Source organism: Bacillus sp. FG16 (genome assembly GCF_057809515.1).
The window spans coordinates 1-13,246 of record NZ_JBMDKC010000073.1; the positions used below are offsets into that span (position 1 = coordinate 1).

The window sequence follows — 13,246 nt, forward strand, 5'->3', positions numbered from 1 at the left end:
ACTGAAGATAAAGAAACAGCAAAGATAGAAGAGAAGAAAACTGAAGATAAAGAAACAGCAAAGATAAAAGAGAAGAAAACTGAAGATAAAGAAACAGCAAAGATAGAAGAGAAGAAAACTGAAGATAAAGAAATGGCAAAGATAGAAGAAAAGAAAAGCGAAGATAAAGAAGCAGCACAGTTAGAAGGGAAACAAAAAGTAGAAAAATCGGTAAAAACGAACGGAAATGAAAATAAAGAGGAAGAAAAAACGATATTTCAAGAAAAGGATCCTCAAACTAATCCTTCATGGAAGCCAATTGGTACAGAGCAAGGAGCAAAACCTGATATGAAATTTAAAGAAGGAACAGTAGATTGGAGTGAGATGAAAAAAGCAATCTCTTATGCTGTTGATGTTCCAGAGAGCCAATTGATTTTCGATTTTATTGGAAATAATGGTAATAATAAAGCCTACGGTAATGTACGAGATAAACAAAGTAATAAAAAATATAAGGTTAATATTGATTGGGTAGAGAATCAGGGGTGGAAACCAGCATCTGTACAAGTGGTAAAATAAATAATAGAAATGTAATTATGTGTTTAAAAGTTTATACTTGTAAAAACTCATAAAAGAGTTTGTTTCAATCAGGACTCTTTTTGTTATGTTGACAGGATTAATTACTCAGGCTCAATTGTGAGATCCAGATGCAGACAAAGTTTAAAGTTTATTAAAATTTACCTGATTTAGTGCTTCGAAAGGTTCAAAATTGCATTTTTAAAGCACTAAATAATTAATGCTACCTTTTGAAATATTTTTGGTCTCATTTCATTAGAAACAATTCCGTCTATATAACTAAAAAATGTATTATAATATCTATTGAACATATGAATAGGATAACAATTACCTGCTGTTAGCAAGTTGCAGTATATCTAATGAAAAGATCACTTGTTTCTAAGACAAGTGATCTTTTTATATACATTTCCTTTGCTATTTTTGAAATTGAATAGATATTTCAATCTGTGTAATTACAATAGACTTGATTAAAATTAAAACTGCAACAAGGATAATACCGTCCATATTTGTAGTAAGAAATATATATATAATATCTTAATGCAAGGTTGGCCTATATTCTATGAAGATATTAAAAGATTATAGGAAACATTGAGAAACGGGAATTATTTTTATTACAATATTTATGCATATTTAGGTCTAAATAGCTGGGTATTAGCTAAGAAACTTGAGATATTAGACTCCTATTAAGTTAAAAATGTCCTTAAGTGTACTTCCAATAAAGAAAATTATGTAAATAAGCTGTCCATATGGGCAGCTTATTGTATTTTTTAGCTTAACTTGTTTTTTTTCGAAGTGCTGGCGGTTCCTCTACAAGTATTCTTGCATTTAAATTGTTTTTAATATATTATATTTATATGGTTATATAGAGATTAATGTATGCAAAAAAGACTCAAATCTATTAATAAGATTTAAGTCCTTTTCAAAGATAAAAAATTGTACCGAAATGGAATACAACTTATGCTTTGCTTTTTAATATAAATGGAAATTTTTAAATAGAAGTTTATTTACTTTCAATGATAGGGAATAGTGGGTCTAGAACATAGAGGAACAAGGAACCATAAAGAGAAACTGAAGACTATTGTATGTAGTTTGTTCATCTCAAGTACAATAAAAGAGTCTTACCTCTGTAGGCAAGACTCCACTAGTATAGTTGTATAATATTTACATATCAACTAAAAAACAGAAACCATATAACACCAAGTAGCAGAATCCTAATATTCCTCCTACAGCTAATACTTGTTTAAACCAACTTTTAAATTTTAGATTACTGTAAATATCTTGCACTTTCTCCATATTTCCTCCTATTAAGGAGAACCCTTAAAGACTCTCACTTCGTTATGGTACCATTAAAGAATGACTAATAGAGGTCAAATATTGTCAAAACGTATAAATATGCAATATTGCATACAGAAATGTATTGTTACAAATGTAAGCGTTTACTATAATGAGGGTATAAAGTTTAATCACATCCCAGTACTAACAAAAGAGGAGGAAATAATATGGAAATCGCAATGGCAGTTTTAAAATTTATAGGTGGAGCAATCCCATTAGTTCAAGAGCTTCTAAAAGCATTTATGTAAATTCACTATTTAGCAATTATTTATAAAAATTATCATTCGTATGAGTAAAGCCCCTTTAACAATATTAGGGGGCTTTTTAAATTTCTAAATATTTAAGATTACGTCACATCAATATCAAGTTAAAAGTAAATTTTAAGAATAAACCTATAGAGGATATTTTATAGTGAATCAAGATCCTTTTACAAAGTTGTAGGCATTAAACTCCTACGGCTTTTATTATACTTTATTGAAGTAAAAAGTCTCTTCAGATTATCTCTCCGTCTCAAAAAACTCAATCCACTCTCCATCAGGACCAGCGAAGAATATGTAACGTGTTCCATCTGGTAATGTTTCGACTTCTTCTCCTAGTAAAAAGGTTACTGTGTGTTTCTTTAGTCTTGTGATTTCTTCTTCTAATGAATCTACCTTAAAGCAAATGTGATGTACTTTTCCTTCTGCCGGAAGAGAAGAATTGTAGCCTTCAATTAATTCAAGTATCGTTTCCTTCGATTCTTCTACACCTAAAAAAGCGAGTTTTAAGTCTGGGTTTGGGTGTCCCATTCGCTTAATGAGCTGTAAGCCAACTACTTTTTCATAAAAAGTAATAGATGTTTCTAAGTTTGCAACCATAAGTCCTACGTGTTCAATTCTTCTAACTGGCATGTAGATTCCTTCTTTCTGAAAATTATATACAATATATTATTGAAAATTAAGAAAATAAGCAAGATAAAAACCTTACAAATTTAAGCGTGTTGTATGGTATAGTGAGAAAGTATGTTTGGGGAGAAGGAAGGAGATTATACGATGAATATACCTACTCAAACTCCTTCATTATCGGAAACGATGAAAGAGTGGCATTATGCATTAGCATATGAAATTAAACATTGGAAAACGATAGGTGGTAGTAAAATTTCTATCATGAACGGTCGTTTTTTATATACAGATTATGAGAATACAGTGTATGTATTTCAGCTTATTTCGGAAGTAAGTTTACCTGAAGGTTCACCAATTCGAATTGAGTTCGATGGTGAGGAAGCGACAGGAGAAGTATTATCTGTACATGGATTAGAAATAGAATTGAAATTAAATGATTATATACAAGGTGAAATAAGAGAAGCGGTTTTATACAGTGAACCGTGGCAACTTTTAGAGCAACTGCAAGAGCGATTGAAAGAAGCACGTAAAGATAAGCTAAAACGTAATCGTATAAAGCGTCTCGTTGATGGGACGAGCAGTCCGAAGCATATTGAGAAGATGAAAAATCCGAAAAATGAACTAGCATATCGTTCGTTTTACAATCCGACAACGTACGTATGGGGACCGCCTGGAACAGGGAAGTCGTACAATTTATCACGTATTATTTCGGCTCATTACCAAAAAGGAAAATCGGTACTTGTGTTAGCTCATAGTAATGCGGCAGTGGACGTATTAATGAGCGAAGTAACGAAACAAATTGAGAAGAAAAAGAAATGGACACCTGGCGAAATTGTTCGTTACGGTTATAGTCAACATGAACATATACGAAATCATGAAACATTACTTACGTCGAAGCTAGTTGAAACGACGAACGGATCTTGGGGAGAAGAAAGACTCTATTTAGAAGAAACACGACAAGATCTTCGTGAAAAGATTTTATCATATAAAGCGACTTCTGCTGATAAGAAGCGTATACAAGAGATTGAAAGTGATCTTCGAAAGCAAAAAGCGAAAATTAAAGAAGTAGAAAAAGAATATATTGAAAATGCAAAAGTAATTGGTGCAACTCTATCAAAATGTGCAATTGATGCGCTGATTTATGAGCGTACATTTGATTTAGTTGTCGTAGATGAAGTGAGTATGGCGTTCGTTCCGCAAATCGCATTAGCTGCTTCACTTGGAAAACGTATCGTTGTTTGTGGCGACTTTTTACAATTACCTCCAATTGCGATGGCGAACCATGAACTTGTTCGCAAATGGCTTGGGGAAGATATGTTTTACCATGCTGGGATTGTTGAGTCTGTTAATAAATCAGAAGCACATCCGAACCTATTTATGTTGCAGGAACAAAGACGTATGCATGCGGATATATCGAAGTTTACGAATTCGTTTATTTATAAAAATAGAGTATACGATCATCCGTCTGTTTCAGAGCGTAAAGAACTTGCGCAATTGCAGCCGTTCGCAAATGAAGCGAGTGTTTTATTTGATACGAGCCAAATGGGAGCTTTTTCGTTAAAAGATGCTGCTTCTGGTTCACGTTTTAACATTATGTCTGGTTTAGTAGCAATGCAAATGATGTTAATCGGATTGTTAGATGGTGTGCAATCCATTGGTGTTGTGACACCTTACAGGGCGCAGTCACGCTTTTTATCGACGTGTATTAGAGAAATGTTGCAGAGAACGAAATATCAAAACATACCAGTTTTAGCGGCGACAGTTCATAAGTTTCAAGGTTCTGAAAGAGATATGATGATCTTTGATACGGTTGACAGTTATCCGCAAGAACGACCTGGCGTGTTATTCTTTGACCATAAAAATCATCGCCTCGTCAATGTAGCAGTGACAAGGGCGAGAGGGAAGTTCATTCAATTATCAGATTGCCATTATATGCGTAAAAATCTTTCTAGAAAACAAGCGTTATCGCAATTAACAGCTCATATAGAACGTCATGGAGATGTGTATGACCGCACGACATCAAGACAATTGTGGGAACGGAAAATTTCGAAACGTTTACGCTGGTTTATGGAAATGAATCTTGAAGAGCCGAAAGGGCTATTAAAAGATATTTTAGCCGCAAAACGAAAAATTATTATTTCACTGCCAAGTACGAAACAAGTAGATAAACGAGTATGGCAAGCGTTAATGCGTACAAATGCACAAATAACAGTTTATAGTGATGGACCAGTTCCGCTGAAAAATGTAAAGTTACAAAGACAAAATAAAGCATTCCCGTTTATCGTAATCGATGATGAAATCTTCTGGGCAGGCGCACCGCTCACATCTCAAATGATATTTGAAGGTAGTACGGAATTTCCGTACGTATGTGCAAGACTGCAAGCACCAGAAACAATTGGTGTATTAAAAGGATTTTTAGATATTCGGTAAATTCGGATAGGAATTCCTTGACTTTTAATTGGAATGAACTTAGAATAAATGTAATTTAATATAATTTTATGAAAATTCTTATCGCGAGAGGTGGAGGGACTGGCCCTATGATACCTCGGCAGCGGATTCGTTATGAATACTGTGCCAATTCCAGCAAGGTAACTTGAAAGATAAGAAAGAAGCTCATTTTGATTGTATATACAGAAGCCTCTTTCTATCTTTTAGAAAGAGGCTTTTTTACGTGAAAATAAAGGAGGAAGAAAAATGGGAGCGACAGGAGTAGCGTCACAAAGAAAAACAATTGAAGAGAGTATCGAAAGAAATAAGGAAAAGTACATAGAAACAAGTCATGATATTCATGCGAATCCGGAAATTGGTAACCAAGAGTTTTACGCATCAAGAACGTTAAGCTTATTACTAGGGAGTGCTGGTTTTCAGTTGCAACACAATATAGCTGGGCATGAAACAGGTTTTATTGCGCGGAAAAGTTCAGGGGAAAAAGGACCAGTCATCGCATTTTTAGCGGAGTATGACGCTTTACCAGGATTAGGCCATGCGTGTGGTCACAATTTAATTGGCACAATTAGCGTTGCAGCAGCAATCGCATTATCAGAAACGCTTGAAGAAATTGGCGGGGAAGTTGTCGTGTTTGGTACTCCGGCTGAAGAAGGAGGACCAAACGGTAGTGCGAAAGCGAGTTATGTAAAAGCGGGGTTATTTAAAGATATTGATGCGGCACTTATGATTCATCCGAGCGGAAAAACAGCGACAACGAGTCCTTCACTAGCAGTCGATCCACTTGATTTTCATTTTTACGGAAAAACAGCTCACGCTGCAGCTTCGCCAGAAGAAGGGATTAACGCATTAGATGCGGTTATTCAGCTCTATAACGGTATTAACGCACTTCGCCAACAACTTCCGTCAGATGTAAGAATTCATGGTGTTATTACAGAGGGCGGAAAAGCACCTAACATTATTCCTGACTACGCCGCAGCAAGATTCTTCATCCGCGCAGCAACGAGAAAAAGATGTGCAGAAGTAACAGAAAAAGTAAGAAATATCGCACAGGGAGCAGCATTAGCAACAGGCACAAAAGTGAAAATCCATCAATTCCAAAATGAAATCGATGAACTACTCGTAACAAAAACATATAACGACGTCGTAGCAGAAGAACTAGAATTATTAGGCGAAGACGTAAACCGTAAAGAAAGAGTGGGTATTGGTTCAACAGACGCAGGAAATGTAAGCCAAGTCGTACCGACCATTCACCCGTACATTAAAATTGGTCCAGATGACTTAATTGCGCATACGAATGAATTTAGAGAAGCAGCACGTTCAGAACTAGGGGATAAAGCATTAATTACATCGGCAAAAGCATTAGCAAATACGGCGTATCGATTAATTACGGAAGAAGGGTTGTTAGAGAAGGTGAAGGAGGAGTTTAAAGAGGCGCAGAGGAATCAAGGGTAAGTGAGAAGGGGGATTATACCCGGGATTTTTAGTAGGAAATTGAATGAAAAAAGAACCAGCCTATGGCTGGTTTTATTATATTATAAAAGAATTTTTTCACATACACTTGATATTTCTACCTTAGTGTCCTCTTATTAGAACGACAATTTCTCCTCAAACTCACTTTTTAAAACAATTAAAGGAGACGACAAGCCAAATTGCATTAAAGAGTCTAAAAATGCAGCGAGAGAATCCATCGAATCGCTCATGACTTTCATCATATAATTAAACTCCCCACTAATTCGATATAAATCTGTTACTTCAGGAGCGGCATTACAAAATTGGATAAAATCAGAGCATTGGCTCGTTTTAAACATGATGAATGCTTGAATGTTTTTATTAATTTTGGAAGGCTCAAATTTCGTTCGGTAAGCCGCTATCACTCCTTGATCTTCAAGTTTGTTAATACGCTCTTTTACAGCAGGTTGCGTCATGGATATAATTCTTCCTATTTCTGAAACAGAAATTCTCGCATTTTCATACAACAAGTTCATTATTTTGTGATCGATTTCATCTAGTTTTACTGCATTTTGCATTGGGGTATCTCCCTTGATTTATTTTCTAAAGTAAATTGTGATTTATAACTATAATATCATAAGTAAAGAAACTAAATTACCTATGAATTTATATTTAAAATGATTGGGGTTTACATGAAAATATAAGTATAGATTTTTATTAAACGGAAATTTAGGAAGGATGGAAAAAATGAAGAATCTTGATGGGAAAGTAGCGATAGTAACAGGGGCGAGTCGCGGTATTGGTCGGGCGATTGCGATGAGATTGGCAAACGACGGTGCATTAGTAGCGATTCACTACGGCCGAAATAAGGCAGCTGCAGATGAAACAATTAGTGAGATTGAATCTAATGGAGGAAAAGCATTCTTAATTGAAGCTGATCTCAATTCAGTTGATGGTGTCAAAAAGTTAGTAGAACAATTGAAGAATGAATTACAAATAAGAGTTGGTGCATCAGAGATTGATATTTTAGTAAACAATGCAGGGATAGGTACACAAGGAACGATTGAAAATACGACAGAAGAAGTTTTTGATGAAATTATGGCCGTAAATATTAAAGCACCATTCTTCTTAATTCAGCAAACATTACCGTTACTACGAGCAGAGGGGCGCGTTATTAACATTTCATCAGCTGAAGTAAGACTTGGTTTTACAGGGTCTATTGCATACGGTTTAAGTAAAGGTGCATTAAATACGATGACACTTCCTCTAGCTAAACATCTCGGAGAAAGAGGTATAACAGTGAATACAATTATGCCTGGATATACGAAGACAGATATTAATGCAAAATTGCTAGATGATCCGGAAATACGAAATTTTGCTACGAATTCATCTGTTTTCGGACGAATAGGGCAAGTTGAAGATATCGCAGATGCAGTAGCGTTCCTTGCTGCTTCTGATAGTCGTTGGATAACAGGGCAGATTTTAGATGTTTCTGGTGGGTTTTGTTTATAGGGGCACCACCCCATGCCCATCAGGCTAACAAAATAAATTACTAGATACGAAATAATCCTTGTTTTAAAACTAGCAAGTGATAAAAAAGTAGGCATGCTAAAGAAGCCTATTAAAACGCGGTTTTTTCGCTAGGCAGCTTGTCTATCCTTCACTGTCGTTTTATACACAATCCCTAGAATATCAAAGACGGTCATCTTCTTATACCGATGACATTTACGACCGTTCTTTTTGAGCAGTTGATAAAGACAATACAGAATTTTTAAAAGTTCTTCTGTGCCATAGGCTAGCGCTTGAAACAGTAATGGAAAGAAATCTTTAATCATATAAATTGCTTTATATTCACTCAGCTCTTGCTTTTTCTTTTTAAATAGAAACTGACGCATTTGAAACATCGTAGAAGAACATAGGAGAATGCCGATAAGTTGTCCATATAAATGGCACTCTAGGCGTTCTCTTTTTATATTTTGGCATTCATCAATTTCAAAGAATGACTTCCACGTTTTAAACAAAATTTCAATCTGCCAACGAAGTGAATATAATGAATGCACGTAGTTCGTCGGTACTTCTTCTAGCGACGTATTCGTGATATATACATTCATGCCCATTAAACGTTTACTTTTATCCTTCATGACAATGCCTTTCTTCTTTTCACGTATCGCTTGGTTTTTCAGACGTGTTTGTGTTTGATCATCGGTTAAACGATGAATAATGACACGTGCTGGAAGTTTCTGATTTTGGCCAATGTATGCCTCGGGGATTTCCATCGTTTCACCAGGAATTAGACCAGACAGCATTTGTGTCATATCAAGCTGGATGTATTCTGTTTGCTTTTTTAACGTACCATTGTTGAAGTATTCTGGTTCAGGGTTCTTGATATAAATGCGTGTATTCAACTTCAACCGCGAGATATAGTAAGCCTCTTTATCATGAATGGCTTGTAAGTCTCCTAAATCGAAGTAACCAAGATCACGTAAACACAAATCGCCTGCTTCTACGGTTTCAAGGCAGATAGTACCGTATGTTTTATCATTATTCTTTCCTGGTCCAAGCTGCACGTTAAGAAATTGACCACTAAGTAAATCGTATTCCAATTGGATTTTCATGCCTGCCGTATTACTACTTCCACCTGAACCTTGATAGTCAGTGGCGAGATGGTCAGGCAGTTGAAACACTGTTGCATCTAGAATACGGATACGATTGAAAGTAGAGATTATATGTGCAGAAAGTGAGTGATTTGAACAGAGTTTTTGTGTGAGAAGAGAAGTAAAAACTTCTCGAAGAAATGCGACAGCTGCTGGATTAAAGCGTTGATTCAGTCCTTCTGGACTTATGAGTGTAGCTGTATTTGCATAAAGCTGACTACATAATTGAGTGAGAGAATCACTTGCTACATGTTGACTAATCCAGATACATAAAGCAGCCAAATCAAGTGCGCCATACTTACTTTTACGTTTTACAAAACCTGTCTCTTGTGCGAATTGTTGAAGAATATGTGGAGATAGATATCGCTGTAGTTCTTTAGCGAACAACTGAAATTCATCCTGAATTGATAGAGTCATAAAAGAACGCCATCCTTTCTGTATATTTTGTGACTTTACCTATAAGTTGGCCGCAGTTGGAAGTATAAGTTGGCCAGAAAACACTTATTTTTGTAGGTGATTATCTAATTATTCAACGGAATTGGAAGCATAAATTGGCCGTGAATGAATTATTAACCCATAAGCTTGCCGTTTGTTTTATTCATGTAGCTTTGGAATAATGTTGGGCCAAATTGATACTAAAAAACCTTAATAAACGAGCAAGTGGAACTGACGATTCCCTTAATTAATAGGTCACTTTGCTCTCTTGATATGTTTTCTTTACCCTTTCGATTTGAGCGAGGTCTCCTTGTATATGTTGAAGATCTTTCAATTGAAAATAACTTGTAAATTATTTATTAATAAAGTTGTTCTCTGGCAGGTTTATCCAAATATATATAGAAAAATGAAAGAGTAAATTTTAATTTGACCAAAGGAGATGAAGAAATTGTTTAAAAAAAGCGGTATCGGAGTATTGTCTACAGCAATTGTATTAAGTGCTAGTATAGGTTTTTCAGGTATTGTATCAGCAGATAGTTCATCTGCAAATGAACAAGTTAGGAATGGAGACTTTGAGGATGGGCTAAATAACTGGATTTTATCTAATCCTAATTCTTCTACCGAGAATATCGGCACTTCTGAACCAGGCAATCATTATCTCAAATTAATACATGCAGACACAGCCTATCAGCTTGTTACTGTAAAGCCGCATACAGAATATACATTAACATTTGATATAGCGGGAAGTATAGTTTCCCCATCAGAAGTAACAGTAGGTAATCTGAATGCCAATCAAGAAATCGTTCCATTAACAAAGAAGCAGTATACAGGATTTAAGCCGGAACATCATGAGATAAAGTTTAAAACAGGGGAAGATGTGTCAAACTTTGCTGTCAAACTTGCTTCTACAGCAAATGGGAGGGTTAAGTTTGATAATGTACAATTAAAGGAGAAGGAGAACCCTTATATTTTAAATATTGATTTTGACCACAATTCAAGTTTAGAACCTTTTAAACCAGCATATGGCTCTTTAATTTACAATATTGAAGAGCATGCAGGAGTAAATAATTCTAAAGGACTTCATTTTAGTTCAGGAACCGGTCATCTTAAGGGAGACGTAACTTTGAAGCCTAATACTACATACATCATGTCCGCATCTGGAAAAGTATCGGGTCCTGAAAAAACCTTATTTGTAGGAGCACAGTCTCCTGGGGAGGAAAACACATTTGTTATGACGTTTACTTCCACACAGTATGAACAAAAATCGGTTGAATTTACTACTCTAAATACTAATAATCCATATAAGGTCATCTTACAAATTAATGGATATGTTAACATCGGTGATGCCTATCTTGATGATATCGTACTAGTTGAAAAGTAGCCATAATTAAAAATATATTTCTATCATTGACACATGAAAACAATTCTAGAAATGAGTCGCCATATGCCCATCAACTTAAGGATTTTATAACGCCCCAAAACGAAAAAAATGTACATTTTTTTCGTTTTGGGGTATTTGCTATTCTTAGATTGATGATGTGATGCTATCCCTAAAAGTCGCGACTTTATTTAAAGGCGACATTAAAAATAGTCTTCAAATCCTGGAAGCATAAGTTGGCCGTAAACTAAAAGAAGTATAAGTTGACCAAAATGGCCATCTTATACTTCTTGTAACACTCAATCAATTAAAGAACCTCAGCCGTTTGTTTAAATAATTAATATCCCAAAATATCTACTTCAGCTGCTGAAGCAAATCCATTCTTTCCATTTGTTACTTCTAGTTTCACATATTTTACAGTAACAGGATTAAATGTTACATTTTTCTTATTACTATTATTTTCCCATGTTCCTGATGATATTTTGTCATACGTAACGCCATCTACACTCGTATAAATATTGTAAGTTAAAATACGGCCATTTTCTGACCCATCCTGCCTTGGAAGATATGCCAATTGTGAAATGGTACGTGTATTACCAAGTTCTAGTGTCAAATTGTAAGGATATTGATTTGGTGTCCAACTACTATGCCAAAATGTATCTGTTTTTCCATCTATCGCCTTACTAGCTGAACCCGTTGATTCCTCACTATTTGCACTTGCTTTCATTATTTTTTTAGACAATACAGCAAGCGGTTTAACTGGTTTAGCATCTGTCGCTTCCCAGATAGGGGCAATTAATGTTGGATTATTCAAAGCTTCGATTTTTTGTCGTGTTTCTGTTGATGCTTTCAGCCCCCATTGATCAAAGAAAGGAAGTAAATTTTGTTTTGCTACCTTTGAAGTATTGTAAATAAATGCTTGTATTTTATCTTCGTCCGTTTTTGGAAGTTGATCCTCTGGTAACTCTCGATATAGTTTGTGGAGATTTGGATAAAAATCATCACCATAAGCTAAATGAAGCTGCCAAAGCATCGCAAGTTTTACAAACGGATCATCAATATTATTGTATTCTTTATTCGTTTGCTTTAAATACGCAAAGGCTCTTTTATAATCTCCCTCTGTTTCTAAACGTGTTGGTTTATTTGGATATACTTTCTTGTCAGCAACTAAAGAATATAAATTAACAGTTACTTCACCCATGCCACTTCCATTACCCCACGTCCATGGATATTGTTGTCTTGCATGTCCCGCTTCATGCATTTGTCCCCATCCAAACTCATTGACATTTAAAGTACTTTTGATAGCCTCACCAGCAGTCGTAAATACGGCTCCATCCCAACTTGCATACATGTCCCAACTTTGTGCGTTAGGGTTTTCTACAAAGGCCCAAATACGACGAGTTGAACGATGTAAAGGATTAGGATCTGTTTCAGATAGCCCCGATATCTTGTCTTGCGCTCGAATCATTTCATCATATTTATTTAATAGTGGCACAGGATCTTGATTTACAATATATTTATTGGCACTATCACGAGTTACAGTTAGTACTGCTCGTTCTGATTTTAATTGTACCGCATGTGCATTTGGATAGTTGTTCATCATGGCAATCCAGTCTGCTTTTGTGTGTTTCCCTAATACAAAGAAAGGAATCGGACTACCGCCTTGCGTTACTTGCACCTTAACTGTTCCTGTGCTTTGAAAATTATCTAACCCTAATACGCCGCCGTTTGGTGAAGAGATGGTATTAGAGCCAGGTGAAAGATCAATTTCTTTTCCCCATTCTTTATCATATTGATGTGTTCCAATAATGGCTCTAATCTTTTGCGTTCCTGATACTGTAATTGTAACCTGTTCATTAGGTTTCACATATATGCCTGTTGGCATATAATTTTTTTGCTCACCTCTTTTTTCTCTTTTTGCTTCATCCCAAAAACTTCCTGTACCAGGAAGGTCAAACTCTCTTTGTTCAAATTGAGTTGCAGTTTGTGCAGTCTCAGCATGTACATCTAAATTGTTTGACATAATAGGTGCAAATAACGTGGTTGCTAAAATAACGGATGTCGCAAGCACTTTTATTGGCTTTTGTAACCTGCCGTTCTTTTTTCTATTCATATAA

Annotated in this window: 10 protein-coding genes, 1 pseudogene and 1 riboswitch; of the genes and pseudogenes, 6 read left to right on the forward strand and 5 right to left on the reverse strand. The window is 35.5% G+C overall.

The annotated features are described in order from the left end of the window. The coding region (locus tag ACODS7_RS22460; RefSeq protein ID WP_488827586.1) for a YrrS family protein at positions 1-555 on the forward strand (555 nt) is incomplete at its 5' end. Between the two features lie 1,158 nt (positions 556-1,713). Here the strand turns inward: ACODS7_RS22460 and ACODS7_RS22465 are convergent. Further along, positions 1,714-1,845 carry a hypothetical protein gene (locus ACODS7_RS22465; protein ID WP_254913550.1) on the reverse strand — a complete coding sequence of 44 codons (132 nt, stop codon included), beginning with the start codon at positions 1,843-1,845 and terminating at the stop codon, positions 1,714-1,716. A gap of 99 nt (positions 1,846-1,944) precedes the next feature. On the opposite strand from ACODS7_RS22465, the pseudogene ACODS7_RS22470 reads away from it, so the two are divergent. Further along, a pseudogene (locus tag ACODS7_RS22470) lies at positions 1,945-2,132 on the forward strand (hypothetical protein). A 249-nt stretch (positions 2,133-2,381) separates the two neighbouring features. Here the strand turns inward: ACODS7_RS22470 and ACODS7_RS22475 are convergent. Continuing rightward, a complete protein-coding gene (locus ACODS7_RS22475; RefSeq protein WP_001145295.1) occupies positions 2,382-2,774 on the reverse strand; it encodes a VOC family protein in 393 nt (130 codons plus the stop codon). 111 nt (positions 2,775-2,885) lie between these two features. On the opposite strand from ACODS7_RS22475, the gene ACODS7_RS22480 reads away from it, so the two are divergent. Together ACODS7_RS22480 and ACODS7_RS22485 are read left to right on the forward strand one after the other, a co-directional pair. Beyond that, the gene (locus ACODS7_RS22480) at positions 2,886-5,195 is read left to right on the forward strand and encodes an AAA domain-containing protein (RefSeq protein ID WP_142333859.1); all 2,310 of its coding nucleotides are present in this window, start codon (positions 2,886-2,888) and stop codon (positions 5,193-5,195) included. Positions 5,196-5,270: 75 nt separating this feature from the next. After that, positions 5,271-5,372: riboswitch (SAM riboswitch) on the forward strand. An 87-nt stretch (positions 5,373-5,459) separates the two neighbouring features. Continuing rightward, the gene (locus tag ACODS7_RS22485; RefSeq protein ID WP_098630146.1) at positions 5,460-6,665 is read left to right on the forward strand and encodes a M20 family metallopeptidase; all 1,206 of its coding nucleotides are present in this window, start codon (positions 5,460-5,462) and stop codon (positions 6,663-6,665) included. Positions 6,666-6,799: 134 nt separating this feature from the next. Here ACODS7_RS22485 and ACODS7_RS22490 read toward each other — a convergent pair whose 3' ends face one another. Then, positions 6,800-7,240: an Lrp/AsnC family transcriptional regulator gene (locus tag ACODS7_RS22490; RefSeq protein ID WP_001178565.1), complete on the reverse strand. Its 441-nt coding sequence runs from the start codon at positions 7,238-7,240 to the stop codon at positions 6,800-6,802. 169 nt (positions 7,241-7,409) lie between these two features. On the opposite strand from ACODS7_RS22490, the gene ACODS7_RS22495 reads away from it, so the two are divergent. After that, entirely contained in the window at positions 7,410-8,174 is a 765-nt protein-coding gene (locus ACODS7_RS22495; protein WP_243168870.1) for an SDR family oxidoreductase, read from the forward strand. 128 nt (positions 8,175-8,302) lie between these two features. Here ACODS7_RS22495 and ACODS7_RS22500 read toward each other — a convergent pair whose 3' ends face one another. Continuing rightward, complete coding sequence (locus ACODS7_RS22500; protein ID WP_243168869.1) at positions 8,303-9,733, reverse strand: IS4 family transposase; 1,431 nt, start codon at positions 9,731-9,733, stop codon at positions 8,303-8,305. 466 nt (positions 9,734-10,199) lie between these two features. Here ACODS7_RS22500 and ACODS7_RS22505 point away from each other — a divergent pair, with 466 nt between their 5' ends. Beyond that, positions 10,200-11,132 carry a carbohydrate binding domain-containing protein gene (locus ACODS7_RS22505; protein ID WP_243168868.1) on the forward strand — a complete coding sequence of 311 codons (933 nt, stop codon included), beginning with the start codon at positions 10,200-10,202 and terminating at the stop codon, positions 11,130-11,132. Positions 11,133-11,466: 334 nt separating this feature from the next. Here the strand turns inward: ACODS7_RS22505 and ACODS7_RS22510 are convergent, their stop codons facing one another. After that, entirely contained in the window at positions 11,467-13,242 is a 1,776-nt protein-coding gene (locus tag ACODS7_RS22510) for a M60 family metallopeptidase (RefSeq protein WP_243168867.1), read from the reverse strand. Positions 13,243-13,246: the final 4 nt, after the last annotated feature.

What these genes read in the sequence shown, in the direction of transcription:
- ACODS7_RS22475 (WP_001145295.1), bottom strand. Translation starts at nt 2,774, where the DNA reads ATGCCAGTTAGAAGAATTGAACACGTAGGACTTATGGTTGCAAACTTA.
- ACODS7_RS22465 (WP_254913550.1), bottom strand. Translation starts at nt 1,845, where the DNA reads ATGGAGAAAGTGCAAGATATTTACAGTAATCTAAAATTTAAAAGTTGG.
- ACODS7_RS22510 (WP_243168867.1), bottom strand. Translation starts at nt 13,242, where the DNA reads ATGAATAGAAAAAAGAACGGCAGGTTACAAAAGCCAATAAAAGTGCTT.
- ACODS7_RS22485 (WP_098630146.1), top strand. Translation starts at nt 5,460, where the DNA reads ATGGGAGCGACAGGAGTAGCGTCACAAAGAAAAACAATTGAAGAGAGT.
- ACODS7_RS22500 (WP_243168869.1), bottom strand. Translation starts at nt 9,733, where the DNA reads ATGACTCTATCAATTCAGGATGAATTTCAGTTGTTCGCTAAAGAACTA.
- ACODS7_RS22490 (WP_001178565.1), bottom strand. Translation starts at nt 7,240, where the DNA reads ATGCAAAATGCAGTAAAACTAGATGAAATCGATCACAAAATAATGAAC.
- ACODS7_RS22480 (WP_142333859.1), top strand. Translation starts at nt 2,886, where the DNA reads ATGTTTGGGGAGAAGGAAGGAGATTATACGATGAATATACCTACTCAA.
- ACODS7_RS22495 (WP_243168870.1), top strand. Translation starts at nt 7,410, where the DNA reads ATGAAGAATCTTGATGGGAAAGTAGCGATAGTAACAGGGGCGAGTCGC.